Source organism: Dinoroseobacter sp. S124A, from assembly GCF_049801015.1.
Classification (GTDB): domain Bacteria; phylum Pseudomonadota; class Alphaproteobacteria; order Rhodobacterales; family Rhodobacteraceae; genus Dinoroseobacter.
Genome location: NZ_JBNAGD010000001.1, coordinates 89,596 through 113,820, shown reverse-complemented (window position 1 = coordinate 113,820; position 24,225 = coordinate 89,596). Strand labels below are relative to the sequence as shown.

General features: G+C 65.7%; 22 protein-coding genes. 15 read left to right on the top strand and 7 right to left on the bottom strand.

Translation table 11 applies throughout. The features are described 5' to 3' along the window. Positions 1 to 58: 58 nt before the first annotated feature. Positions 59 to 724: an SOS response-associated peptidase gene (locus tag ACP15I_RS00565; RefSeq protein ID WP_424973441.1), complete on the bottom strand. Its 666-nt coding sequence runs from the start codon at positions 722 to 724 to the stop codon at positions 59 to 61. A 157-nt stretch (positions 725 to 881) separates the two neighbouring features. Here ACP15I_RS00565 and ACP15I_RS00560 point away from each other — a divergent pair, with 157 nt between their 5' ends. Next, positions 882 to 3,230 carry a DEAD/DEAH box helicase gene (locus ACP15I_RS00560; RefSeq protein ID WP_424973440.1) on the top strand — a complete coding sequence of 783 codons (2,349 nt, stop codon included), beginning with the start codon at positions 882 to 884 and terminating at the stop codon, positions 3,228 to 3,230. Between the two features lie 72 nt (positions 3,231 to 3,302). On the opposite strand, the gene ACP15I_RS00555 is transcribed toward ACP15I_RS00560, so the two are convergent. Continuing rightward, positions 3,303 to 4,889, bottom strand: a complete 1,587-nt coding sequence (locus ACP15I_RS00555) for a bifunctional metallophosphatase/5'-nucleotidase (protein ID WP_424973439.1) — start codon at positions 4,887 to 4,889, stop codon at positions 3,303 to 3,305. 122 nt (positions 4,890 to 5,011) lie between these two features. Here ACP15I_RS00555 and ACP15I_RS00550 point away from each other — a divergent pair, with 122 nt between their 5' ends. The 3 genes from ACP15I_RS00550 to arsC are packed head-to-tail and all read left to right on the top strand — an operon-like array spanning position 5,012 to position 6,749. Further along, complete coding sequence (locus ACP15I_RS00550) at positions 5,012 to 5,350, top strand: DUF952 domain-containing protein (RefSeq protein ID WP_424973438.1); 339 nt, start codon at positions 5,012 to 5,014, stop codon at positions 5,348 to 5,350. Continuing rightward, positions 5,347 to 6,405 carry a quinone-dependent dihydroorotate dehydrogenase gene (locus ACP15I_RS00545; RefSeq protein ID WP_424973437.1) on the top strand — a complete coding sequence of 353 codons (1,059 nt, stop codon included), beginning with the start codon at positions 5,347 to 5,349 and terminating at the stop codon, positions 6,403 to 6,405. Before ACP15I_RS00550 ends, ACP15I_RS00545 begins: the two co-directional genes overlap by 4 nt. Continuing rightward, the gene (arsC, locus tag ACP15I_RS00540) at positions 6,402 to 6,749 is read left to right on the top strand and encodes an arsenate reductase (glutaredoxin) (protein ID WP_424973436.1); all 348 of its coding nucleotides are present in this window, start codon (positions 6,402 to 6,404) and stop codon (positions 6,747 to 6,749) included. Before ACP15I_RS00545 ends, arsC begins: the two co-directional genes overlap by 4 nt. Here arsC and ACP15I_RS00535 read toward each other — a convergent pair. The 3 genes from ACP15I_RS00535 to ACP15I_RS00525 are packed head-to-tail and all read right to left on the bottom strand — an operon-like array spanning position 6,746 to position 9,043. Continuing rightward, positions 6,746 to 8,080 carry an MATE family efflux transporter gene (locus tag ACP15I_RS00535; protein WP_424973435.1) on the bottom strand — a complete coding sequence of 445 codons (1,335 nt, stop codon included), beginning with the start codon at positions 8,078 to 8,080 and terminating at the stop codon, positions 6,746 to 6,748. The two genes, arsC and ACP15I_RS00535, sit on opposite strands and share 4 nt — an antisense overlap. Beyond that, entirely contained in the window at positions 8,073 to 8,609 is a 537-nt protein-coding gene (locus ACP15I_RS00530) for a PaaI family thioesterase (RefSeq protein WP_424973434.1), read from the bottom strand. The genes ACP15I_RS00535 and ACP15I_RS00530 overlap by 8 nt, the downstream gene beginning before the upstream one ends. Then, positions 8,606 to 9,043, bottom strand: coding sequence for a PaaI family thioesterase (locus tag ACP15I_RS00525; RefSeq protein WP_424973433.1), 438 nt, complete (start codon positions 9,041 to 9,043; stop codon positions 8,606 to 8,608). Before ACP15I_RS00525 ends, ACP15I_RS00530 begins: the two co-directional genes overlap by 4 nt. Positions 9,044 to 9,146: 103 nt before the next feature. Here ACP15I_RS00525 and ACP15I_RS00520 point away from each other — a divergent pair, with 103 nt between their 5' ends. After that, on the top strand, positions 9,147 to 9,515 hold the full coding sequence (locus tag ACP15I_RS00520) for a MerR family transcriptional regulator (protein WP_424964860.1): 369 nt from the start codon (positions 9,147 to 9,149) through the stop codon (positions 9,513 to 9,515). A 15-nt stretch (positions 9,516 to 9,530) separates the two neighbouring features. Here the strand turns inward: ACP15I_RS00520 and ACP15I_RS00515 are convergent, their stop codons facing one another. Beyond that, positions 9,531 to 10,559 (bottom strand): SGNH/GDSL hydrolase family protein, encoded by a 1,029-nt coding sequence (locus tag ACP15I_RS00515; RefSeq protein ID WP_424973432.1) that lies wholly within the window; start codon positions 10,557 to 10,559, stop codon positions 9,531 to 9,533. 571 nt (positions 10,560 to 11,130) lie between these two features. On the opposite strand from ACP15I_RS00515, the gene ACP15I_RS00510 reads away from it, so the two are divergent. From ACP15I_RS00510 to ACP15I_RS00475, 8 genes are all read left to right on the top strand, one after another. Further along, a complete protein-coding gene (locus tag ACP15I_RS00510) occupies positions 11,131 to 11,532 on the top strand; it encodes a MerR family transcriptional regulator (protein WP_424964862.1) in 402 nt (133 codons plus the stop codon). A gap of 28 nt (positions 11,533 to 11,560) precedes the next feature. Beyond that, a complete protein-coding gene (locus tag ACP15I_RS00505) occupies positions 11,561 to 13,339 on the top strand; it encodes an acyl-CoA dehydrogenase C-terminal domain-containing protein (RefSeq protein ID WP_424973431.1) in 1,779 nt (592 codons plus the stop codon). 209 nt (positions 13,340 to 13,548) lie between these two features. Further along, entirely contained in the window at positions 13,549 to 14,694 is a 1,146-nt protein-coding gene (locus tag ACP15I_RS00500; protein WP_424964864.1) for an acyl-CoA dehydrogenase family protein, read from the top strand. 205 nt (positions 14,695 to 14,899) lie between these two features. Beyond that, entirely contained in the window at positions 14,900 to 15,535 is a 636-nt protein-coding gene (locus tag ACP15I_RS00495) for a glutathione S-transferase family protein (protein ID WP_424973430.1), read from the top strand. Between the two features lie 11 nt (positions 15,536 to 15,546). Further along, positions 15,547 to 16,758, top strand: a complete 1,212-nt coding sequence (locus tag ACP15I_RS00490) for an acetyl-CoA C-acetyltransferase (RefSeq protein WP_424973429.1) — start codon at positions 15,547 to 15,549, stop codon at positions 16,756 to 16,758. 15 nt (positions 16,759 to 16,773) lie between these two features. Further along, on the top strand, positions 16,774 to 17,292 hold the full coding sequence (locus ACP15I_RS00485; RefSeq protein ID WP_424964867.1) for an NADAR family protein: 519 nt from the start codon (positions 16,774 to 16,776) through the stop codon (positions 17,290 to 17,292). Further along, entirely contained in the window at positions 17,289 to 19,499 is a 2,211-nt protein-coding gene (locus ACP15I_RS00480; protein WP_424973428.1) for a 3-hydroxyacyl-CoA dehydrogenase NAD-binding domain-containing protein, read from the top strand. Before ACP15I_RS00485 ends, ACP15I_RS00480 begins: the two co-directional genes overlap by 4 nt. Before the next feature lie 31 nt (positions 19,500 to 19,530). Then, complete coding sequence (locus ACP15I_RS00475; RefSeq protein ID WP_424973427.1) at positions 19,531 to 20,508, top strand: FUSC family protein; 978 nt, start codon at positions 19,531 to 19,533, stop codon at positions 20,506 to 20,508. On the opposite strand, the gene ACP15I_RS00470 is transcribed toward ACP15I_RS00475, so the two are convergent. Further along, complete coding sequence (locus tag ACP15I_RS00470) at positions 20,417 to 21,394, bottom strand: DMT family transporter (protein ID WP_424973426.1); 978 nt, start codon at positions 21,392 to 21,394, stop codon at positions 20,417 to 20,419. The genes ACP15I_RS00475 and ACP15I_RS00470 overlap by 92 nt on opposite strands. Before the next feature lie 80 nt (positions 21,395 to 21,474). On the opposite strand from ACP15I_RS00470, the gene ACP15I_RS00465 reads away from it, so the two are divergent. Next, a complete protein-coding gene (locus ACP15I_RS00465) occupies positions 21,475 to 23,100 on the top strand; it encodes an AMP-binding protein (RefSeq protein ID WP_424973425.1) in 1,626 nt (541 codons plus the stop codon). Between the two features lie 106 nt (positions 23,101 to 23,206). After that, on the top strand, positions 23,207 to 24,223 hold the full coding sequence (locus tag ACP15I_RS00460) for a hypothetical protein (protein ID WP_424964872.1): 1,017 nt from the start codon (positions 23,207 to 23,209) through the stop codon (positions 24,221 to 24,223). The last annotated feature ends 2 nt before the right edge of the window (positions 24,224 to 24,225 follow it).

The following is a 24,225-nucleotide window of genomic DNA, read 5'->3' as shown; positions in this document are numbered from 1 at the left end:
GCCGGAGCGCCATGATCCGCGTGAACCCCATTGGGGTCAAACGGATATCTGCGAATGCTCAGGCGTCCAGCGGGGCGATCAGCCCGGGACCCGTGGCGCGGTTGGAGTTCACAGCCGGATCCACCCGGTAGAAGTTGAAGGTTTCGTTCGGGGCAGGCTCCATCAGGCGCGCGGCCCCCTTGCCAGCCTCACCGAGCCAGAGCGCCCAGTCCTCGGGTGGCAGCGTCACCGGCATCCGGTGGTGGATCTTTGACATGGGCTGGTTTGCGCGGGTTGTGACGATGGCGCAGGTGACGAAGGCCTGATCCTGCGCCTCCCAGGCCTGCCAGACCCCTGCAAAGGCGATGGGCGCGCCGTCGGTTCGGTGGATATACCAGGGCAGGCGCGCGCCCTCGGGCGTCTTGGTCCATTCATAAAAGCCCGTGGCCGGGATCAGGCAGCGCCGCGCGCGACAGGCCGCCCGAAAGGCCGGTTTCTCGGCCAGGGTCTCGGCCCGCGCATTGATCAGGAGGGGACCGTCGGTCGGGCTTTTGTACCAATGGGGCAGAAAGCCCCAGCGCATGGGCCGCAAGTGCCGCGCGCCGTCATCCGAGGTGACCGCGGCCACCGGGTTGGTGGGGCAGATGTTGAACCGCTCTGCCTCGGGCAGGTCATTGGCAGGCGTCGCGGCAAAGAGCTGCGCCATGGCGTCGGTGGGCAGGGTGATGGCAAAGCGTCCGCACATGGGCCGAGGCTAGCGCGCGCCCGGACCGAGGTACAGCCGCCATGCCGCAGCCCCCGGCAGCGGTTGCCCCTAGACGGCGCGCGCCAAAGCCCCTACACGCAGCGGGTTCATCGGGCGCTTGGGGAGAGGCGCCACCCCATCTGCCGAAAGCTGACCCGTGCCGAGTGACCAAAGCCAGACACCGCCCCTGCCCCCTTTGCCCAGCCCGATTGCGCAGGCGCTGGAGGAAAAGGGCTATGACACGCTGACCCCCGTCCAGATCGCGGTGTCGGATCCGGGTCTGACCGAGGCCGACCTGCTGGTCTCGGCCCAGACCGGCTCGGGCAAGACCGTGGCCTTCGGGCTGGCCATTGCGCCGACGCTTCTGGGCGAGGACGACACATTCGGCAAGCCGGATGCGCCGCTGGGCCTTGTGATCGCGCCGACGCGGGAGCTTGCGATGCAGGTGCGGCGCGAGCTCACATGGCTTTATGGGCCTGCGGGCGCGGTGCTGACCTCTTGCGTGGGTGGGATGGACGCGCGGGACGAACGGCGCGCGCTGGCACGCGGGGCCCATGTGGTCGTCGCGACCCCGGGGCGGCTGCGTGACCATATCGAACGCGGCAATCTCGATCTGAGTGCGGTGCGGGCAGTGGTGCTGGACGAGGCCGATGAAATGCTCGATCTGGGCTTTCGCGAAGACCTCGAGTTTATCCTCGGCGCAGCCCCCGAGGAGCGGCGCACGCTGCTCTTCTCGGCCACGGTGCCTCCGGCGATCGCCAGCCTCGCGCAGCTTTATCAGCGCAACGCCCAGCGGATCACCACCCGGGCCGAGACGCGGCAACACGCGGATATCTCGTACCGGGCCATGGTTGTCGGGCCGCGCGACGAGGAAAACGCGATCATCAATGTGCTGCGGTATTACGAGGCGGCCAATGCCATCGTGTTCTGCAACACCCGCGCCATGGTCAACCGGTTAACGACACGCTTCTCGAACCGGGGTTTCCAGGTCGTGGCCCTGTCGGGCGAGCTGACCCAATCGGAGCGGACCCATGCCCTGCAGGCGATGCGGGACGGGCGCGCGCGGGTCTGCGTGGCCACGGATGTGGCCGCACGCGGGATCGACCTGCCCAATCTCGAACTGGTGGTCCATGCCGAGCTGCCGACCAGCTCGGACACGCTTTTGCACCGCTCGGGCCGGACCGGCCGCGCCGGGCGCAAGGGCGTCAGCGCGATGATCGTGCCTGTGCGGTTCCGCAAGAAGGCCGAGCGGCTGTTGAAATGGGCCAAGGTCACGCCAGATTGGGTCACGCCCCCCACCGCCGACGAGGTGCGCGCCCAGGATGAGGCCCGCCTGATGGAGGATCCGGCCTGGGAGGCGGAGATCCCCGAGGCCGAAGCCGAGATGATCGCCCGCATGGTCGACCGGTTCACGCCGACGCAACTGGCGGCAGCGGTTCTGCGCGCCGGCGCGACCCAGCGTTCGGCACCCGAGGACATCAGCGCGGGCGATGCCGCCCCGGCTCCGCGTGCGCCCTTCGGGCCAAGCGTGTGGTTCACCCTTTCGGTCGGGCGCAACAGCCGCGCCGAGCCGCGCTGGATCCTGCCGCTGCTCTGCCGGGTCGGCGGGTTCGATCGCGAACAGATCGGCGCGATCCGCATCCAGCAGACCGAGACCTATGTGGAGATCCTCGAATCCGCCGTGCCGGACACGCTGCAGGGCGACGGGGCCTCGATCAAGCTGGAGGACGAGGCCGTGCTGACGCGGATGAGCCAAGCGCCGGACCTGTCCCAGCGGGATGGCTCGGGCATGCAACGCAAGCCGCGCGAAGGACACCCCGGGCGCGGCAAGGGCCCCGGACCGCGGCCCAGCCCGCGCCCGCCGCGCGAGGACCGCAAGGCCCATGGCAAGCCGCCGCGCAAAGCCTATGGCGACAGCTCTGAACGACGCGGCCCCAAGCCCCAGCGCGACGACCGTCCTGCACCCGGCCCGAGCCCAAGCCCAAGCGCGGAGACCGCCGAGGCCCCCGCGCCGCGCAAGCCACGCCATAAAAGCGACGGGCCAGCCGCCAAGGGCGGGCCTGGCAAGGCCCCCTATGACAAGCGGGCGCGCGACGGTGAAGGTTCGGATCGGGGCAAATCCGGCAAACCCTTTGGCAAACCGGCCGGGAAATACGCGGGCAAGCCCGGCGGAAAACCCGGCGGAAAGCCCGAAGGACATCGCGGTGGAAAGCCTGCCTTCCGCGACACGGATCGCGACGGGTCCGGGCGACCGCCCCGGGGCGAGGGTGGCAGGGGCAAACCCGGCGGACCGTACAAATCCGGCGGCAAGGGCGGACCGAAAGAGGCGCGCAGCGCTGACGCTCCGCGCCGGTTCAAGGCCGCCAGCGACCCCTCGCAGAAGCTCGGACCCGATGGCAAACCCGTGCGCCGGGGCGGCGGCAAGCCCTCTGGCGGGCCCGGGCGCAAGACCTTTGCCGGCAAGGGCGCCAACGCGGTCCCGAAACGCCGCGGACCGAAATCCTGACACAGGCACCAGCCTGACAGACATGAAAAAAGGCGCCCCGCAGGGCGCCTTTTGCGTTGAAAGAGCGGTGTCTTACTTCGAGGTGATCCGACCGTCCGTATAGGGCTGGTAGGTGCCGCCCGCCTCAAGGAAGGCCGCGGTCACATCGGCGAGGTCGGGGCCAAAGTCATAGGCGTTCTTGTCGTCGCCTGCGAACATGCCATAGCCATCGCCGCCATTGCGCACGTAGTTGTTGGTCACCACCAGATAGGTCTTGGCCGGGTCGATGGCGACGAACCCGTCCCCTTCGGCGACCATCACGTCCGAGACGCGGCTGCCCGGCTCGGATGCCGGATCCCAGGTGAACTTCATGCCGGCCACTTGCGGGAAGCGCCCAGCGCCTTCCTCGACCTTGCTCACACCGTTCTCCAGCGCATCGACCAGCATCTGGCCGGTCGCCTCGAAGGTCGACAGCGTGTTCTGGAAGGGCAGCACGGTCAGCACCTCGCCCATGGTGATCTCACCCGCATCGATGGAGGCACGCAGACCGCCGCCGTTCTGGAAGGCGATGGTCACGCCCTGATCCGCCACGCGGTCGAGCATGGCATCCGCCACCAGGTTGCCCATCGGGCATTCCATGGCCCGGCAGACCGAGCGGTCGCCCTCGATCGCCTCGGCGGCGTCAGAGACCGGACGCGCCTTGAGCTCTTCGATGGGGCCGGCCAGTTCGGACACACGGGCGATGATCGCCTCATCCGGCGTCACCGATGCGTCGAGCACGATGGTATCGCCGGTCGCCGAGGTGACATTGCCCGCATCGTCAAAGGTCAGCACCAGATGGCCGACATATTTCGAATAGGCATAGGCCTGCACCACGGGCGTGTCGCCCACCATGGTCGGGTACGGCCCCGAGGCCCGCTCGGCGGTGTTGCTCAGCAGGGTGTGGGAATGCCCGCCCACAACCGCGTCCAGCCCCTCGACCGCCTCGGCAATCGCCAGATCCTTGGGCAGGCCCACATGGGTCAGCGCGATGATCTTGGTGACCCCGTCCGCCTCGAGCGTGGCGACATCCTGGCTCAGGGCGTCGATCTCGTTCTGGAAGACCACGTTGGGACCGGGCGAAGAGGTTTCGACCGTGTCCGTGGCCAGGGCCGAGACGATGCCGATCTTCTCGCCACCGACTTCAAGCACCACGTGGTTGGCGACCTTGTCTTTCAGCAGATCCTCGGAGGTCAGGTCCAGATTGCCCGAGATCACCGGGAAGCTCACCTTGTCGATGAACTCCGACAGCTTGATCGGGCCATCGTCGAACTCGTGATTGCCCACGGCCATGGCGTCGAAACCGATCGCCTCCATGAACTCGGCCTCGACCGCGCCCTTGTAGGTCGTGTACATCAGCGAGCCCTGGAACTGGTCGCCCGCGTCGAGCACGATCACATTGCCGCCCTCGGCGGTGATCTGGTCCCGCAGCTCGTTGATCTTGGTGGCCACGCGCGCCACGCCGCCAAAGCACTTGCCCTCGGCCTCGCCCTCGGCGTTGCAGGTGCTGTCGAACCGGTTGATCGACTCGATCCGGCTGTGCAGGTCGTTGATGTGGATGACATGCAGCGTATACTCCGCCGCCGCCATCCCGGTGGTCAGCGCAAGCGCCGCCGCCGAGGTAAGAATCCGAGACATCATTGTGTCTACCCCCTGTTATGACTGAGGGCAGGTTAACCACTCCGCAGGGGGTGTCAAAGCGATCCTTACGACAGGTTCGGGCGGATCTTGACCATGGGGGCCGGACACGCGAGAGAAGGGCCATGGTGATCTATAAAATCTTCAGAACGCCCGAACATGAGGCGTTTCTTGCCGCAGGTGAGACGGCTGGGGCGCCGGTGGATCTGGCCGATGGCTTCATCCACTTTTCCACTGCCGCGCAGGTCCGCGAAACCGCGGCCAAGCATTTCGCGGGCGAGACCGATCTGGTGCTTCTGGCGCTGGAGGCGGACGCCCTCGGCGAGGCCCTGAAATGGGAGCCCTCGCGTGGCGGGGCGCTCTTTCCGCATCTCTATCGCAGGATGACACCGGATGATGTGCTCTGGACCTCCGCCCTGCCCATGGGCGACCGGGGCCATGTCTTTCCCGAGGCCCTGCCATGAGCGCGCTGGAGCGTTTGGGGCTCGCGGCCCTGACCCGGTTTGATCCGGAAACCGCCCATGGTCTGGCCCTGCGCGCCCTGCGCACGGGGCTCGGGCCCTCGGACGGGCCGGTCTCGACACCCCGGCTCAGCACGCAGATCGCCGGGCTGCGCCTGCCCAATCCCGTGGGTCTGGCCGCCGGGTTCGACAAGAATGCCGAGGCGCTCGCCCCACTGGCCAAGACAGGGTTCGGATTTCTCGAAGTCGGCGCCGCCACCCCCCTGCCCCAGCCGGGCAATCCACGCCCGCGCCTCTTTCGGCTGACCGAAGACCGCGCGGCGATCAACCGGTTCGGCTTCAACAATGACGGGGCCGAGGCCATCGCCGCCCGCCTCGCGGCGCGTCCCAAGGGGACAGTGATCGGTCTGAACCTCGGGGCGAACAAGACCAGCGAGGACCGCGCGGGCGATTTCGCCCGGGTGCTGGCGACCTGCGGCGCTCATGTGGATTTCGCGACGGTGAATGTCTCGTCGCCCAACACCGAGAAGCTTCGCGACCTTCAGGGGGCCGCCGCGCTTGAGGCGCTGCTTGCCGGTGTGATGGACGCGCGCGCGGCGCTGGCCACGCCTATCCCGGTCTTTCTCAAGATCGCGCCGGATATGGATGCGGCCGGGCTCGCGGATATCGCGGCCGTCGCCAAGTCCAGCGGGATCCATGCGATCATCGCCACCAACACGACCCTGAGCCGGGACGGCCTCGCCTCCGCCCATCGGGACGAGGCGGGTGGGCTCTCGGGCGCGCCGCTCTTTGAGCGCTCTACGCGGGTGCTCGCGCAGCTCTCGCAACTGACCGCGGGCGCGATCCCCCTGATCGGCGTGGGCGGCGTTGACAGTGCCGAAGCAGCTTACGCCAAGATCCGGGCCGGGGCGTCGGCGGTCCAGCTCTACACCGCGCTGGTCTATGGCGGCATCAGCCTCGCCAGCGAGATCGCCCAAGGACTCGACACGCTGCTCGCCCGCGACGGGTTTTCCACCGTGGCCGAGGCCGTGGGCACAGGACGAGAGGATTGGCTATGACGGATGTTCTGCTGTGGCATAACCCACGCTGCTCGAAATCGCGTGAGGCGCTCAAACTGCTCGAAGAGGCCGGACATGACGTGACGCTGCGCCTTTATCTCGGCGAAGAGCCGGACGAGACGGAGTTGCGCGCGGTCCATGCCCGCCTCGGGGGTCCGGTGCGCGAGATGATGCGGACCAAGGAGACAGCCTATGGCGAGGCCGGGCTCGACGCCGAGAGCAGCGACGCCGAGCTCTTTGCCGCCATGGCCGCCAATCCCAAGCTGATCGAGCGGCCCATCGCCTTTGCCGGGGGCAAGGCGGTGATCGGGCGTCCGCCGGAACTGGTGCTCGAAATCGTCTAACCGCCCGCCGCGCGTTCCAGCGCAGGGTATTTCGCGCCCAGCGTGATCGCGCGGATCACGAACATCACCGTCATCGCCGCCCAGAGCCCATGATTGCCGAAGGGCGGCAGGAGGAGCGCGACCGTGATGCAATAGATCCCGAAGGACAGCGCCATCATGTTGCGCATGTCCCGGGTGCGGGTTGCGCCGATGAAGATCCCGTCCAGCATCCAGGCCGCCACGCCCAGCACAGGGGCCGCGACCATCCAGGGCAGGAAGCTTCGCGCGGTCTCGCGCACGTCGGGGGCCGTGGTCATCACGTCGATTACCATCGGCCCCAGCAGGGCAAAGGCCAGCGCCAGGGCCAGTGCGGTCCCCCCGCCCCAGAGGCTCGTCATCCAGGCGGCGCGCCGCAGCCGCGCCACCGCCCCGGCGCCGTAAGCCTGCCCCACCAGCGCCTCGGCGGCAAAGGCAAACCCATCCAGCGCATAGGCGGTCACATGCAGGAATTGCAGCAGCACCTGATTGGCCGCCAGCGTGACATCCCCCAGATCCGCGCCCAGAAACAGGAAAGAGACGAAGGCCGCCTGCAACAGGACCGAGCGGATCAGGATGTCACCATTCACCGCCGCCATCTGCACCAGCCGGTCCCGGGCGAAAACCAGGTCTTTCTGTCGCCAGGCGGGCCGCGCGAACGCATCCCGGCAGAGCCACAGGCCCAGCGCCAGCCCCGTCCACTCCGCCAGAAAGGTCGCGAAGGCCACGCCGGAGACACCCCAGCCAAGCCCGAGCACGAACCACAGGTCGAGCGCGATGTTCAGACCGTTCATCCAGAGCTGCAGGACCAGAACGCCCTTGGTCCGCTCCGCCGCGATCAGCCAGCCGGTCAGGCCATAGATCGCGATGGCCGCCGGGGCAGACCAGATCCGGATCTCCATATAGTCGCGGGCGAGGCTCTCGACCTCCGGACTGGCAGGCGAGACCTGAAACGCGCCCCAGAACAACGCGGCTTGCAGCGCGATCAGCGCGAGCCCCGCGCCAAACCCGATGAGCAGCGCGCGGGTGAGCAGCGCCGAGACCTCGTCCTTCTGCCCGGCGCCCAGCGCCTGCGCGACGAGCCCGCTGGTGCCCATGCGCAGAAATCCGAAGATCCAGTAGATCGCCGTCAGAATGATCGCGCCGATGCCCACGGCCCCGATCGGAGCCGCCTCGCCCATCTGTCCGACCACACCGGTATCCACCGCCCCGAGGATCGGCACCGTCGCGTTGGACAGCACGATGGGCACCGCGATATGCAGCACCCGGCGATGGGTCAGGGGCCGCTCGGGCGCGGCAGGGGCAGGCTCAGCCATCGGTCCGGGACGTGGTCTCCGGAGCCTCACGGCGCGGCATGAGGAAATGCACCGTGGCCTGCGCGATGGGACGTTCCCGATTGTCCTGCCAAGCCTCGACAAAGACCGTCGCGTAGCGCCGCCCGGACCGCGTCACCCGCGCGCGGGCATAGGCATCGCGCGGCAGGCCCGAACGCAGGTAGTCCACGGTCAGGTCAATCGTTTTCGGCATCCGCGGCAGCGAGGACGGGCTGAGGGTGTCGGGGTCGATCGCGCCGCGCTCCAGATCATCCCAGAGCATGGCCCAGCTCACCTCGATCTGGGCGGTGACCTCCAGAAATGCTGCCGTCACCCCACCATGGATTGCCGGGAGCATCGGGTTGCCGATCAGCTTGTCGTCAAAGGGCAGCAGCGCCGTCAGCTCATCCCCGCGCCGGTCCACCGAGACACCGAGGAACTGGATATAGGGCACCCCTTCGACCAGCGCGCGCAGGGCCGCATCGCGCCGTTGCTTGACCACCTGCATGGGTTCGGGACGCGCGCGGCTCATCGGGCCTGCTCCACGGTGAAGGCGCCGGTGGCCATGGCCACGGGGTGCTCGGGGTCGCCATCCATGGCCACGGCCCGGACAAAGGCCACGTTGCGGGTGATATGATGACATTCGGCCCGGGCGGTAATCCGGTCACCGGGCTTGGCCGCGCGCATGTAGTCGATGCGCAGATCGATGGTCGCCGTCCCGCCCGGCGCGCTCGGATGGCACATCACCGCCGCCCCGCCGCAGGTATCCATCAGGGCCGAGACCGCGCCGCCATGGATGACGCCGGTCTGGATGTCGCCCACGAGCTTCGGGTCATAGGGCATCGAGATCACGGCGATGCCATCACCGATCTCTTCCACGGTCATGCTCAGGGCACGACCATGGGGAATCATCTCGATGAATTGCTGCGCGATCTGCGCCTTGTCGGTCTGGGGGTCTGAGGTCATGGGGCCCTTCACTTGCTTGCCGTGGCCAGTCCGGCCCCTTGCACAGACGCCGCCGGGCGGGCACAAAAGAACTCGGACAACACCGCAGCCTTGGGGAGGGAGCATGGCGGAGGACACTCTGAGCTTCAAGGAGATGTGCGCGGCCTTTGACGTCACGCCGCGGACGCTTCGCTATTACGAGTATATCGAGCTCCTCTCTCCGATCCGCGAGGGCCGCAGCCGGTTCTATGCGCCGCGCGACGTGGCGCGGATGAAGCTGATTATGCGCGGGCGGCGCTTTGGCTTCTCGCTCGAGGAGATCCGGCAATGGCTGCTGATCTATGAGAACGAGGGGACCGAGGCCCAGAACCGGGTCTGGGTCGAAGGCGCGACCGAAAGGCTCGACGCGCTCCACAAGGAGCGCGCGGATCTCGATGCCGCGATCGACGAGCTGACGGAGTTGCGGGACAAGGTCGCCAAGACCCTGCCCTGAGCCCGCCAGACAGGGTCAGGCGGAGGGCCGGAACGCCATCGCCGCCAGCCGCGCCCGGGACGGGCCCGCGCCGGGCTCGGGATGAAACATCAGATCAGGCTCCACCGTCTTCGCCTCGGACGTCCAGGCGGTGGTGATCGTGCTGCCCTCGGGCACCGAGAGCGGCGCGCCGATCATGTTGGGCAGATAGGCCGCCAGCATCATCTGCCAGTTGCCCGCGCCCACCGTGCAGCGCGCCGAGAGGGTGACGGTTTCCTCCCCGACACTCAGATCCACGGCTCCGCCTTCGGGCACGGCCATGAAGACCACGGCCTCCAGCTCCAGATCCCCGGCGGGACGCCCCTCGGGCGGCAGGCTCACGCCCGGCTGCCACAAGGTGGTCTCGACCACACGGTTCTTGAACAGCTCCGCCGCGCTATCGGGATCGAACCGATTGACGACCATCAGTTTGCGCTCGGGGTCCACATAAACAGGATCCCCTTCCGGCAGTCTTGCCAGCCCGGCATCCACAGCTTCGGCCGCCAGATCGCCGATATAGCGGCTCATGTCCGAATTCGCATGCATATGCCCGGTGGCGTTGAAAAAATGGCGCGGGATCTCGGGCAGGCCCGTGTCGCGTTCATACTCCTCGGTAATGTCGACCCAGGCGAGGCCGTAATGGTTGAACAGCTCGAGCAACGCATCCTTGTAGGGGCGCTGATCCTTGTTCATATCCGCATTCCAGGTGTCGATCAGGATCGGCAGGAACGTGGCCCCGCACTCGGCCACATGGCGGATCATCTCTTCGAGATAGGCCAGAAGGCTGCCATCCTGGAACCCGCCCGCCGTAAGCGCCGTCGCATCCGCGACGCATCCCGACCACAGCACGATATCGCCGGGCTCGTAAGGCGCTTCCTGCTTCATGCGAATGAGGGACATCAGCGTGCTGGCCGCACTGATCGCGGAATTCCGCACCGCGTAACGTCGCACCATTTTCAGGGCGAACTGGTCAGCCCAACCGCCATGCATCACGGTAGAGGAACTGCCCACAATATAAATCGTCATCAAACCTAGCCTTCACACTCTTCACCCGCAGTACACAACATGGGCGGGCCGCACACGTAACTAGGTCAGATTTTCAGAAACGTTAAGACAGATATTCGTCTGCATCACTCTGAGCGAAGATCCGCGCCAAACCGCTTTGGCATTCCTCGGGCGCGACGCTCTGCAGCGGACTTGGGTCACGGTTGCCCCATGCCTCTGCCCCACTTGCTCACCGGATCGCGCTGCGCCAGTCTAGATGGCCCTGCCTCCGGCGCGCCGGGAGCGTGTTCAGGCTCGGACGCACCCGGCGCCGCCCCGAACTCCGGCCACGCAACCACGCCCGCCCCTGTTGCGTCGGCCCACCGACCTGCCCTTGGGGCAGGGTCGCGGGCACTTGGCAAAAAGCCGCTCAAAAAGGGTCATGACGGAGCGTCAGAAACGTGCCGATTCTCGCGTTTACCTTAAGAAAATGACTTAACGCCGGGTCGTCTGCGAAATGACGTGACGTCCCTGTTACGTAAACGTCAACTGTTCTTGTAACCTAATCTCAGTCGGGTCACATCCAGCATGTACCTGACAAGTGAGATGTAACATGACCCAGACTGACTACACCACCATCCGCGACATGTGCGATATCTACGACGTGACACCGCGCACGTTGCGGTTTTACGAGTCCAAGGAACTGCTCTTTCCCGTCCGTGAAGGCCAGAAGCGCCTCTTTACACGTCGGGACCGGGCACGCCTGAAGCTGATCCTGCGCGGAAAGCGCTTTGGTTTCAGCCTCGAAGAGATCCGGCAGCTGCTCGATCTCTATGACCGGGGCGACCGTCAGCTCACGCAATTGTCAAAGACCTATGAGATCGCGCAGCAACGGCTCGCGGATATGGAGCGTCAGCGCGAAGAGCTGGACGAGGCCATCGACGATCTCAAGGAGCAACTCGATTGGGGGGCGAAGATGATCGACTCCCTGAAGGAAAAAGAAGCCGCCGCCTGAGCGCGCGCGACGATCAACGGAGAGGCCCATGCCCAGCTATACCGCCCCCACCAAGGACATGCAGTTCCTGCTGCACGACGTGCTCAACGTCTCGCAGACCGGCATTCCCGGCTATGACGAGCTTGATGCCGAATTCACCGGCGCCGTCCTCGACGAGGCGGGCAAGCTGGCGACCGAGGTCCTGCATCCGCTGAACACCGTGGGCGACGCCCAGGGGTGCAAGCTGGAAAACGGGGTCGTGCGCACGCCGGAGGGGTTCAAGGACGCCTACAAGCTGATGTGCGATGGCGGCTGGACCGGCCTCGACATGGACCCCGACTATGGCGGTCAGGGCATGCCCTATATTCTGCAGACGGCCACGGGCGAGATGTTCTCGGCCGCCAACATGGCCTTCCAGATGTATAACGGTCTGACCCATGGCGCGATGTCCGCCCTGTCCGAGCATGCCTCGGATCAGCAGAAGGCGACCTATCTGCCCAACATGATCGCCGGCACCTGGACCGGCACCATGAACCTGACCGAACCGCAATGCGGCACGGATCTCGGGCTGATCCGCACCAAGGCGGAACCGCAGGAGGATGGCAGCTACAAGATATCTGGCCAGAAGATCTGGATCTCGGCGGGCGAGCACGACATGTCCGAGAACATCATCCATCTGGTGCTGGCCAAGATCCCGGGCGGCCCGGAGGGCGTGAAGGGCATATCTCTGTTCATCGTGCCGAAATACATGGTGAACGAGGATGGCAGCCTCGGCGATCGCAACGCGGTCACCTGCGGCGGGCTCGAGCACAAGATGGGTATCCACGGCAACGCAACCTGCGTGATGAACTACGACGAGGCCACGGGCTTCCTCGTGGGTGAGATGCACAAGGGCCTGCGCGCCATGTTCACCATGATGAACGAGGCCCGCCTTTCGGTGGCGCTGCAGGGCTATGCCCAGGGCGATATCGCCTATCAGAACGCGCTCGGCTTTGCCCGCGACCGGCTGCAGGGTCGCGACGTAACCGGCGTGCAGGCGCCCGAGAAGCCCGCCGATCCGATCATCGTCCACCCGGATGTGCGTCGGAACCTGATGGACCAGAAATCCTTCGTCGAGGCGGCGCGCGCGCTGGTCTTCTGGGGCGCGACCCTGATCGATCAGGCGCACCGGTCCAAGGATGCCGAGGCGGACGCGATGATCTCGCTGCTGATCCCGGTGATGAAGGGCTTCCTGACCGACAAGGGGTTCGAGACCACGGTTCTGGCCCAGCAGACCCTCGGCGGGTCTGGCTTTACCAAGGAATGGGGCCTCGAGCAGTTCGTCCGCGATGCCCGGATCGCCATGATCTACGAGGGCACGAACGGCATCCAATCGCTCGACCTCGTGGGGCGCAAGCTGGGCCTGAATGGCGGCAAGACCGTCATGGCCTTTTTCGACATGATCAAGAGCTTCCTCAAGGAAAACGAGGACAATGCCGCCCTGAAAGAGGGCTTCCTCGACCCGCTCAAGACCGCGTCCAAGGACCTGCAGGCGGCAGGGATGTATTTCATGCAGAACGGCATGAAGAACCCCAACAACGCGCTCTCGGGCAGCTATGACTTCATGCATCTCTTCGGGCATGTCTGCCTCGGACTGATGTGGGCGAAGATGGCCAAGGCGTCCATGGCCGCGCTGGAGGCGGGCGACACGGACACCCAGTTCCACGAGACCAAGATCGCCACGGGCCGCTACTACATGTCCCGCCAACTGCCCATGACCGGCACCCATCTGGCGCGGATCACCACCGGGGCCGAACCGGTGATGGCGCTGGACGCCGCCAACTTCTGAGATCGGATCGCCCCGCGCAGCTGCGGGGCGACACACAGGGAGGGGAGCGGGAAAGCCAAGGCCTGTCGCGGCGAAAAACGCAGCGTCACAGCCCGGGCTTTCCCGATCTTTGAGATACTCAAACGGGGGTGGCAACGACCATACTCCGGACAGCACAACAACACGGCGGGCCGGACCGAGGCGGTCCGCACATAAAGGGGAGAGCCGCGATGACCACCACCTGGATGACCGACGAGCACAAGATGCTCGCCGAGATGACCAACAGCTTCATCACCACCGAGTGGGCCCCGAAATTCGAACGCTGGCGCGCGCAGGGCGAGATGGATCGCGAGATCTGGCAAGAGGCCGGCGAGCTCGGTCTGCTCTGCCCCTCGGTGCCCGAGGAATATGGTGGACCGGGTGGGGATTTCGGCCATGAGGCGGCGATCCTGACCGAGATTGCCCGGGCGAACCTGTCATCCTGGGGCGCCGGACACGGGATCCATTCGGGGATCGTCGCCCATTACATCCTCGCCTATGGCTCTGAAGAGCAGAAGAAAAAGTGGCTGCCCAAGATGGTCTCAGGCGAGATGGTCGGGGCGCTGGCCATGACCGAACCCGGCGCAGGCTCGGACCTGCAGGGGATCAAGACCAAGGCGGTGAAGGACGGCAACGCGTACCGGCTCAGCGGATCCAAGATCTTCATCACCAATGGTCAGCACGCGAACCTGGTCGTGGTGGCCGCCAAGACCGATCCCTCGGCCGGGGCCAAGGGCGTCTCGCTCGTCGTGCTGGAAACCGACGGGGCGGAGGGCTTTTCGCGCGGGCGCAACCTGCACAAGGTCGGGCTGCATGCTTCGGACACCTCGGAGCTCTTCTTCGACAATGTCGAGATCCCGCCAGAGAACCTGCTGGGCGGCGAGGAAGGCCGCGGCTTTTACCAGATGATGACCCAGCTCCCACAGGAGCGTCTGATCATCGCCGCCGGTGCCGTGGGGGCCATGGAGGGCGCGGTGGAACGCACCATCGCCTACGCAAAGGAACGGCAGGCCTTCGGCGGTCCGATCCTCAAATTCCAGAACACCCGGTTCAAGCTGGCCGAGTGCCAGACCAAGACCACCGTGGCCCGCGCTTTCCTGAATGAATGCATCGCCGAGCATCTCGAGGGCAAGTTGAGCGTCGAGAAAGCCGCGATGGCGAAATACTGGATCACCGACACGCAAGGCGAAGTGATCGACGACTGCGTGCAGCTCCATGGCGGCTATGGCTACATGGCCGAATACGACATCGCCCAGATGTGGACCGATGCCCGCGTCCAGCGGATCTATGGCGGCACGAATGAGATCATGAAAGAGCTGATCGGGAGAGCCCTGTGACCCGGTTGAACCGGATGGGAGCGGCCCTTCGGTTGGCATACGGGGGAGCGGACAACCGAAGGGCCTTGCAAGAACCCGGTCAGGGGCATCTGAACCTGGTCCATGTCTCTGGTGTACCCATGGTCGCCTTAAAGAGAGGTAAAGCCATGTCCCAGACTCTCATTTATTTCGCAGCGCCCGGCGCGGCCCTGACAGGAGTGGCCCCATGACCCTCAGACTGCATTGCTTCGGCGAATCCGGCCATTCCTACAAGGTCGCGCTTGCCCTGAACCTCGCAGAGCTCGACTGGACCCCGGTCTATGTGGATTTCTTCAAGGGCGGCACCCGCGCGCCTGAACATCTGGCCCTGAACGAAATGGGCGAATGCCCGGTTCTGGAGGATGCCGCGACAACCCTGACGCAATCCGGTGTCATCCTCGATCACCTGTCGGAAAAAACCGGACGTTTCGGCCTGCATGACCCTGCAATCCGGCGCGATGTGCTGCGCTGGGTGCTGTGGGACAATCACAAGATGTCCTCGATGGTCGGCATCACGCGGTTCCTGATGAATTTCGTGCCCGAGGCCAAACGGCCCGCCGAGGTGATCGGCTGGGCCCAGGGCCGGTGTGCCGGGGCCTACAAGACCCTCGATGCCGCTCTTGCCGGACGCGACTGGCTGGTGGGCGACAGCGTCACAGCTGCCGACCTCTCCTGCTGCTCTTACCTCTATTATGATGAACCGTTCGGCTTTGACCGCGCGGCTTTCCCGAATATCGACCGCTGGCTCGACGGCATCGCCGCCCTGCCCGGTTGGAAACACCCCTATGATCTGATGCCCCGCGCCTATGGCGTGGCGGCATGAACGGAGGACCCATGACCGAAGCCTATATTTACGACGCGATCCGCAGCCCCCGGGGCAAGGGCCGCAAGGATGGCAGCCTGCACGAGGTGACCGCGGTCAGCCTCTCGGCGCAGACGCTCAACGCCCTGAAGGACCGCAACGGGCTCGACGGCCACGCGGTCGAGGACGTGATCTGGGGCAATGTCACCCAGGTGATGGAACAGGGCGGCTGCCTCGCGCGGACCGCCGTGCTGGCCTCGGATCTGGACGAGCGGATCCCGGGTCTGGCCATCAACCGCTTCTGCGCCTCGGGGCTCGAAGCCGTGAACCTCGCCGCGAACCAGGTACGCGGTGGCGGCGGGCACGCCTATATCGCGGGCGGGGTCGAGATGATGGGCCGTGTGCCCATGGGATCCGATGGCGCGGCAATCGCCGCTGACCCGAGTGTCGCGATGAAGACCTATTTCGTCCCGCAAGGGATCTCTGCGGATATCATCGCCACCGAATACGGGTTCTCGCGCGATGATGCCGATGCGCTCGCGGTTGCCAGCCAGCAGCGCGCGCAAGCCGCCTGGGACGACAAGCGGTTCGAGAAGTCGATCTTCACCGTGCGCGACCAGAACGGTTTGAGCATTCTCGACCATGACGAGTACATGCGCCCGCAGACGGATATGCAGTCCCTCGGCGGCCTGAAGCCTGCCTTCAAGGATATGGGCGAGCAGATGCCGGGCTTCGACAAGATCGCCCTGATGAAATACCCCCATCTCGAGAAGATCGAGCATATCCACCACGCCGGGAATTCCTCGGGCATCGTGGACGGGGCCGCAGCGCTTCTGATCGGCAACAAGGAATTTGGCGAGGCCCATGGCCTCAAGCCCCGCGCCCGGATCAAGGCGACCTGCAAGATCGGCACGGATCCCACGATCATGCTGACCGGGCCTGTTCCCGCCACTGAAAAAATCCTGGCCGATTCCGGAATGAGCATTTCGGATATTGATTTATTCGAGGTTAACGAGGCCTTCTCGTCGGTCGTGCTGCGCTTCATGCAGGCCTTCGACGTGGACCATGCCAAGGTGAACGTGAATGGCGGCTCCATCGCCATGGGCCACCCGCTGGGCGCAACCGGCGCGATGATCCTCGGCACCCTGCTCGACGAGCTGGAGCGCACGGGCAAGGGCACCGGCCTGGCGACCCTCTGCGTCGCCTCCGGCATGGGTGCCGCCACCATCATCGAGCGGATCTGATAGGAGGCTTGGGCATTGCCTTATCACTTCTTTTGGAAGGGCCCGCTCAGCCAGTGGCATCCTTGCCGGATACAAATCTGGGACAGGACGTTCAACTGTGCTGAACAGGCAATGATGTTTGGCAAGGCCCAACTCTTCGGAGACACCGAAACCGCAGAACAGATCGTTCAGGCCAACGAGCCAGGAAAGCAAAAGGCACTCGGAAGGACGGTGCGGGGTTTCGATGACGACATCTGGGACGCCGAAAAGGAGGCGCTCGTGTTCGCTATCAACCTCGCGAAGTTCGAACAGAACAAAGGTTTGCGAAGAAAACTCTTCCAAACGCTGCCGAGTGATCTGGCCGAAGCGAGCCCGTTGGACACGGTCTGGGGCATCGGCCTCGACAGCTCTCAGGCTACCACGACACACCCTGACCTTTGGCCAGGTCAGAACTTGCTCGGCCGAGCGCTTACGAAGGTTCGAGACACATTGATACGGCGCCACCCCGCAGAAGCCCAAGCCTGCGCTGGCGCACCGCAAGGAGACACACCATGACCGATTTTACCATGAGCACAGACGCCGACGGCGTCGCCACCATCACCTGGGATGTACAGGGCAAGTCCATGAACGTCATGAACCAGCAGGGGTTCGAGGATCTCGACGCGCTGGTGGATCAGGCGCTGGCCGATGAGGCCGTGAAGGGGATCATCATCACCTCTGGCAAGGACAGCTTTGCCGGCGGCATGGACCTTAACGTCATTGCCAAGATGAAAGAGGACGCGGGCGACGATCCGGCGCGCGGGCTCTTCGAGGGCGTGATGGCCATGCATGGCATCCTGCGCAAGATCGAGCGTGCAGGCATGGACCCCAAGACCAACAAGGGCGGCAAGCCCATCGCCGCCTCCCTGCCCGGCACAGCACTTGGCATCGGGCTCGAGATCCCGCTGGCCTGCCACCGGATCTTTGCCGCAGACAATCCCAAGGCCAAGATCGGCCTGCCGGAGATCATGGTCGGCATCTTCCCCGGCGCGGGCGGCACCATGCGTGTCTCGCGCAAGCTGGGCGCGATGCAGGCGGCTCCTATCCTACTCGAGGGCAAGCTGAACGAGCCGAAGAAAGCCAAGCTGGCGGGCATCGTGGATGAGGTTGTGCCCGCAGACGAGCTGCAAGCCGCCGCCAAGGCCTGGGTCCTGTCGGCCAAGGATGCCGATATCGTCAAACCCTGGGATCAGAAGGGGTATAAGTTCCCCGGTGGCGCGCCCTATCACCCGGCGGGCTTCATGACCTTTGTCGGCGCGAGCGCCATGATCCATTCCAGGACCATGGGCGTCTACCCGGCGGCCAAGGCGCTGCTGAGTGCGGTCTATGAGGGCGCCATGGTGCCGTTTGACACAGCGCTGAAGATCGAGGCGCGCTGGTTCACCAACGTGCTGATGAACCCGTCCTCCTCGGCGATGATCCGGTCGCTTTTCATCAACAAGGAAGCACTGGAAAAAGGGGCCGTCCGCCCCGCGGATGTGGCCGATCAGAAGGTCAAGAAGGTCGGCATTCTCGGTGCAGGCATGATGGGGGCGGGCATTGCCTATGTCTCGGCCAATGCCGGGATCGAGGTCGTGCTGATCGACGCCGCCCAAGACAGCGCGGATCGCGGCAAGGCCCATGCCGAGAGCATCCTCGACAAGGGGATCTCGCGCAAGAAGGTCACGCCCGAGAAGAAAGCGCAGGTCCTGGACCGCATCACGGCCACCACGGATTACGCCGCGCTTGAAGGCTGCGACCTGGTGGTCGAGGCGGTGTTCGAGGATCCCGGGGTGAAGGCCGAGGTGACCGCCAAGGCCGAAGCCGTGATCCCGTCGGACGCGATCTTTGCCACCAACACCTCCACCCTGCCGATCTCCGATCTGGCCAAGGCGAGCACCCGGCCCGAGCAGTTCATCGGCATCCACTTCTTCTCGCCCGTGGACAAGATGCTGCTGGTCGAGATCATCAAGGGCAAAGAGACCGGCGATGTGGCCGTGGCCAAGGCGCTCGACTTCGTGCGCCAGATCCGCAAGACGCCGATCGTGGTTAATGACGCGCGCTTCTTCTACGCCAATCGCTGCATCATCCCGTACATCAACGAGGGCATCCGCATGGTCGCCGAGGGCGTGACCCCGGCGCTGGTGGAGAATGCTGCGAAACTCGTGGGCATGCCGCTGGGGCCGCTGCAGCTGGTGGACGAGACCTCCATCGATCTGGGTGTGAAGATTGCCAAGGCGACCAAGGCCGCCATGGGCGATGCCTATCCGGACGAGGCCGTGGACGAGGTTCTGTTCTGGATGGCCGATGAAGGACGTCTCGGGCGCAAGTCCAATGCGGGCTTCTACAGCTATGACGACAAGGGCAAGCGCGGCCTGCTCTGGGAGGGTCTGGGCGACAAGTTCGCGGAGACCGCGGATCAGCCGGAGCTCACCAATGTCCAGCATCGCCTTTTGATGGCGCAGGTGCTGGAAGCCGTGCGCGCGCTGGAGGACGGGGTCCTGATGGATATCCGCGAGGGCGATGTGGGGGCCATCCTCGGCTGGGGTTTCGCGCCCTGGTCCGGTGGCCCGCTGAGCTGGCTCGACATGATCGGGGCCGCCCGCGCGGTCGAGATCTGCGACGCGCTGACCGAGACCCATGGCGCGCGTTTCACGACCCCCGCGCTCCTGCGGGAGATCGCTGAGAAGGGCGAGACCTTCTATGGCCGCTTCGGGACGCGCCCCGCCGCTGCGGCTGCCTGACCCGGTGGCGGAGCCAGCCTCCGCCCCGCGATTGCGCGGCGCCGTACTGCCCTGGCGGATCCTCTTGGCGATCCTCGGGGCCTGGGCCCTGCTCTTGGCGCCGATCATCGCGCTTTATGGCCCCGCCTCTGGCGGGGTCACTTTGGTTGTGGGGCTGATCCCGGCGTTTGGCGGGCATGTGCTGGGCCAACGCCGCATGGCCTATCTGGCCTCGGCCGCGTTGCTGCTGGCGATTGGGGTCCTGGCCGTGCTGCCCGGCCTTCTGACGATCTGGATCTGCACATTGGTCTTGATCGCGGGCTGCGCGCGCGAAGCATGGAGACCCGGAGGCCGCGCCTTCGTCCTCGCGCTCTATGGCTGGAGCGCGCTGGTCCTTGCCCCGACCATGCCCCCGCCGGTCGAGGCCCTGCCCTTCGTCGCGGCCGGGCTTGGCTGGGGCGCGCTGATCACGGCCCTCTTGAAATTCGCGGGCCAGGCCGCGCAACCGCCCATGCCCGGGCAGGTCGCACTGTCCTTTGCGGTGTTTCTGGGGGTTGGGATCTTCCTGTCGGCGCAGGTCACGGCCTGGATCGATCAAAGCTATGGCTATTGGGTTGTCCTGCTCTTCATCCTGCGCGCGCTCTCCCCGCCCCATCAGAGCCGGCAGAGCGCGGTGAGCTATGGGCTGGGCGCGGTGCTCGGCTCGGGCTGCGCGCTGCTCGTCACCTGGTTCGCGCCGGTCGCGGCGATCACCCTGCCATTGGCGCTGATCCTCGTCGCCCTCGGTCTGCGGTACCTGCCCCACCCGGCCCCGTGGTCCACGGCGGCCTTCACCTCGGCGGTGTTGCTGATCAACGCCCTGGGCTCGGAGGGGGTCTTGCTGCGGGTCGAGGCGGTGCTTCTGGCGCTGGTCATCGCCCTGGCCCTGGTGAGCGCGATCAGTCTCGGCTGGCGTCTGATCGGTCGGAGCAATCCGGGCCTCGCCCCGCCCTTCCGCCCGGCCCGGGCACCTGACGACCGCGCAGAATGATCACCATGCCCGCCACGAGAATGCAGCAGATCCCCCCGAAGGCCAGCGCACCGGGAAGCTCCGCCCAGAGCACATAGCCCCAAATCCCCGCAAACAGCAGGAAGCTGTATTCAAAGACCGAGGCGTAGCTCGGATCCGCGATCTGATAGGCCCGGACGAGAAACCCCACCGCAACCAGCGAACCCGCCGCCTGCACCACGGTGAGGGTGAGGAATTGTTCGGTAAGAGGCTGCCACCCGGTGCCAAAGAAGCTCGCCGTGCCGGGCGCGCCGCCCCAGCCGGTTGCGGCCAGCACGCCCGCCCCCGCCACGCCGTAGACCAAGAGCAGGGCAAAGAACCACCATGTGAGACAATAGGGGCTTTCCTCGGCGCAGAGTTGCCGCGTCGCCAGGGATCCGGCGGCATAGAGCGCGCCCGCCAGCACCGGGACGATCGCCACCGGTGTGAACGCGTCGCCCCCCGGCTGCAGCACCAGAAGCACGCCGGCGAACCCGACGGCCACCGCACCGGCCCGCCATGGTCCGATCCGCGCCCCGAAGAGCCCGATACTGAACACCAACACGAAGATCGGCGAGGTAAAGAGCCCCGCCCCCGCGGTCGAGATCGGCAGGACCGCCACCGCCCCGAAATAGAGCAGGAGCGAGGTCGCCATCAGGGCTGAGCGGATCAGCACCGCCCAGAGCCGTCGCGCCCTGAGCGGCCAGCCAAAGATCAGCGCCAGTCCGCCTAGCACAGGCAGTACCATCGCGCTGCGCACCGCGTGAAACTGCCAGAGCCCCGCATCCTCGGCGATGACCCGGACGAAGTTGTCGATGAACCCGATGATCAGCATGGCCGCCAATATGAGCCCGGCCGCCGCCGGAACGCGGTTCGCTGAATGATCCATGACAGGCCCTTTCGTCTCGCGCGGAGTTGACCATGGGCCGCTCTCCACGTCTATTCGGAAAAAAGCTCTGGGAGGACATGATGGGATGGCTGGCTGACGAAACCGGGCTGGGGAAATGTGCGGCAAATCATGTGCCCCTGACACCCCTGAGCCATTTGCAACGGGCTGCGCATGTCTTTGCGGGTCACGACGCCTGGGTCTATGGCGCGCGGCGCAGCACCTATGGCGAGTACCACACCCGGGTCAGTCGGCTGGCCTCGGCGCTGACGCAGGCCGGGATCGTGCCGGGGGACGTGGTCGCCACGCTCCTGCCCAATGTGCCCGCCATGGTCGAGGCGCATTTCGGGGTGCCCGCCTGCGGCGCGGTGCTCAATACGATCAATATCCGGCTCGATGTGGACACGGTCTCTTACATCTTCTCCCATGGCGGGGCGAAACTGGTGCTGGTGGATCCGCAATTCCTGCCGCTTGCTGTCGCGGCCTGCGAACAGATGGACGGCCCGGCCCCGATGCTGATCGAGGTGGCCGATGACGCCGCCGGGGTCCATGCGACGGGCACCTATCCGGAATACGAGGCGTTTCTCGAGGGCGGCGATCCGGACCATGCCTGGCACATGCCCGAGGATGAATGGGAAAGCCTCGCGCTCAACTACACATCCGGGACGACCGGGCGGCCCAAGGGCGTGGTCTATCACCACCGGGGGGCGTATCTGATGACGATGGGGACCGTGGTGTCCTGGCGCATGGTGCTCTATCCGCGCTGGATGGCCATCGTCCCGCTCTTTCATTGCAATGGCTGGAACCACAGCTGGATGATGCCGATGCTGGGCGGCACGGTCGTCTGCTGCCGCGATGTCACGGCGGACGCGATCTATGGGGCGATTGCCGATCATGGCGTGACCCATTTTGGCGGTGCGCCCATCGTGCTGAACATGATCGTCAACGCGCCCGAGACCGCCCGCCGCCCATTCGAGCACACCGTCGAAGTGATGACCGCGGGCGCGCCCCCCGCCGCCGCCACCCTCGCCGCCATCGAGGAGCTCGGCTTCAACGTGATCCAGGTCTATGGGCTGACCGAGACCTATGGCCATGTCACGGAATGCGTCTGGGACCCGGCCTGGGATGCGCTGCCCCAGAATGAGCGCGCGGCCATCAAGGCGCGACAGGGCGTGGCCCTGCCCCAGATGGATCATATCACCGTCATGGACCCCGAGATGAACCAGATCCCCATGGATGCCAGCACCACCGGTGAGATCATGATGCGCGGCAACTCGGTGATGAAGGGTTATTTCAAGAACCCGTCGGCCACCGAAGAGGCCTTTGCCGGGGGGTATTTCCATTCCGGCGACATCGCCCTGCAACATCCCAACGGCTATATCCAGATCGCGGACCGGGCCAAGGACATCATCATCTCGGGCGGCGAGAACATCTCGTCGGTCGAGGTCGAGGGGGTGCTCATGCACCACCCGGCGGTGCTGCTCTGCGCAGTGGTAGCGAAACCGGACCCCAAATGGGGTGAGGTGCCTTGCGCCTTTGTCGAGCTGAAGGATGGCGCGCAGGCCGAGGAGGCCGAGATCATCGCCTTCGCCCGCGAGCGTCTGGCCGGCTTCAAGACGCCAAAGGTTGTTGTATTTCAGGAGCTTCCCAAGACCTCGACCGGGAAGATCCAGAAATTCGCCCTGCGCAAGACGGCCGCTGCGATCTGACCCCGCAGCGCGCTTTGCCCGCGTAGGTCGCTGCTTGTGATTGAGGCTGCCCGGACAACCCGCTAGGGTGCCGGGCAACGCATATCCAACAGGCAATTTCGGCAGAGTGACCGCCCTCAAGGACTATATCCGGCTGGAATCCACGGGCCTTTGGCGCGCGGGGGAAGAGGCCCAGCGCCGCGATGTCTATGTCTTCGTGGGCACGGCCTCGCTGGTGATTGCCGACAAGACCGAGGCCCCCCTGTCGCACTGGTCCCTACCCGCCATCGAGCGGCAGAACCCCGGCGTGCGGCCCGCACTGTTCACGCCCGGACCGGATGCGGATGAGACCCTCGAGATTGCCGATCCCGACATGATCGACGCCATCGAAAAGGTGCAGCAGGCCGTGCGCAAGGCCGAGCCCAAGCCCGGGCGTCTGCGCCTGCTGAGCGCGGTAAGCGCGGCGGTGGTGGTGGCCACGCTCGGGGCGCTCTGGCTGCCCGATGCGATCAAGGACCACGCGACCTCGGTCGTCCCCATCGCCCAGCGCGCGGCCATCGGGGTCAATGTGCTCGGCGCGCTGGAGCCGATGACCGGCCCGGTCTGCACCACGCCCGAAGGCAGCCGCGTGCTCACCCAGCTGGTGCAACGCGTCGCCCGACCGGACGCGCCCCGGGTCCATGTGGTGCGCACGGGGGTCGAACAGCCGCTCTTGCTGCCCGGTCCGCTGATCGTGCTGGGGCGCAGCAGTATCGAGGATCACGAGACCGCGGATGTGGCCGCCGGGCATATCCTCGCCAAGCTCGCCCAGGCCGAAAGCTCGGATCCCCTGCGCGTCATGCTGGAGGAACTTGGCACCTTCACCACCTTGCGCTTTCTGACCACGGGACATTTCCCGGACATCGCCCTGTCGCGCTATGCGCGTCACCTGCTGACGGCGCCGGCACCGGACGTGTCGGATGCCGCCCTGCTCAACCGTTTTGCCCGGGCGCGGGTGGCGACAACGCCCTATGCGCGCGCCCTGGATGTGACGGGCGAGACCACGCTCGCCCTGATCGAGGCGGACCCCTATCGCGACGCAGAGAGCCCTATCGTGCTGGACGACAATTCCTGGATCGTGCTGCAGGCCCTCTGCGAAGGCTGACC

What these genes read in the sequence shown, in the direction of transcription:
- ACP15I_RS00565 (WP_424973441.1), bottom strand. Translation starts at nt 724, where the DNA reads ATGTGCGGACGCTTTGCCATCACCCTGCCCACCGACGCCATGGCGCAG.
- ACP15I_RS00555 (WP_424973439.1), bottom strand. Translation starts at nt 4,889, where the DNA reads ATGATGTCTCGGATTCTTACCTCGGCGGCGGCGCTTGCGCTGACCACC.
- ACP15I_RS00550 (WP_424973438.1), top strand. Translation starts at nt 5,012, where the DNA reads ATGGTGATCTATAAAATCTTCAGAACGCCCGAACATGAGGCGTTTCTT.
- ACP15I_RS00545 (WP_424973437.1), top strand. Translation starts at nt 5,347, where the DNA reads ATGAGCGCGCTGGAGCGTTTGGGGCTCGCGGCCCTGACCCGGTTTGAT.
- arsC (WP_424973436.1), top strand. Translation starts at nt 6,402, where the DNA reads ATGACGGATGTTCTGCTGTGGCATAACCCACGCTGCTCGAAATCGCGT.
- ACP15I_RS00535 (WP_424973435.1), bottom strand. Translation starts at nt 8,080, where the DNA reads ATGGCTGAGCCTGCCCCTGCCGCGCCCGAGCGGCCCCTGACCCATCGC.
- ACP15I_RS00530 (WP_424973434.1), bottom strand. Translation starts at nt 8,609, where the DNA reads ATGAGCCGCGCGCGTCCCGAACCCATGCAGGTGGTCAAGCAACGGCGC.
- ACP15I_RS00525 (WP_424973433.1), bottom strand. Translation starts at nt 9,043, where the DNA reads ATGACCTCAGACCCCCAGACCGACAAGGCGCAGATCGCGCAGCAATTC.
- ACP15I_RS00520 (WP_424964860.1), top strand. Translation starts at nt 9,147, where the DNA reads ATGGCGGAGGACACTCTGAGCTTCAAGGAGATGTGCGCGGCCTTTGAC.
- ACP15I_RS00515 (WP_424973432.1), bottom strand. Translation starts at nt 10,559, where the DNA reads ATGACGATTTATATTGTGGGCAGTTCCTCTACCGTGATGCATGGCGGT.
- ACP15I_RS00510 (WP_424964862.1), top strand. Translation starts at nt 11,131, where the DNA reads ATGACCCAGACTGACTACACCACCATCCGCGACATGTGCGATATCTAC.
- ACP15I_RS00505 (WP_424973431.1), top strand. Translation starts at nt 11,561, where the DNA reads ATGCCCAGCTATACCGCCCCCACCAAGGACATGCAGTTCCTGCTGCAC.
- ACP15I_RS00500 (WP_424964864.1), top strand. Translation starts at nt 13,549, where the DNA reads ATGACCACCACCTGGATGACCGACGAGCACAAGATGCTCGCCGAGATG.
- ACP15I_RS00495 (WP_424973430.1), top strand. Translation starts at nt 14,900, where the DNA reads ATGACCCTCAGACTGCATTGCTTCGGCGAATCCGGCCATTCCTACAAG.
- ACP15I_RS00490 (WP_424973429.1), top strand. Translation starts at nt 15,547, where the DNA reads ATGACCGAAGCCTATATTTACGACGCGATCCGCAGCCCCCGGGGCAAG.
- ACP15I_RS00480 (WP_424973428.1), top strand. Translation starts at nt 17,289, where the DNA reads ATGACCGATTTTACCATGAGCACAGACGCCGACGGCGTCGCCACCATC.
- ACP15I_RS00470 (WP_424973426.1), bottom strand. Translation starts at nt 21,394, where the DNA reads ATGGATCATTCAGCGAACCGCGTTCCGGCGGCGGCCGGGCTCATATTG.
- ACP15I_RS00465 (WP_424973425.1), top strand. Translation starts at nt 21,475, where the DNA reads ATGGGATGGCTGGCTGACGAAACCGGGCTGGGGAAATGTGCGGCAAAT.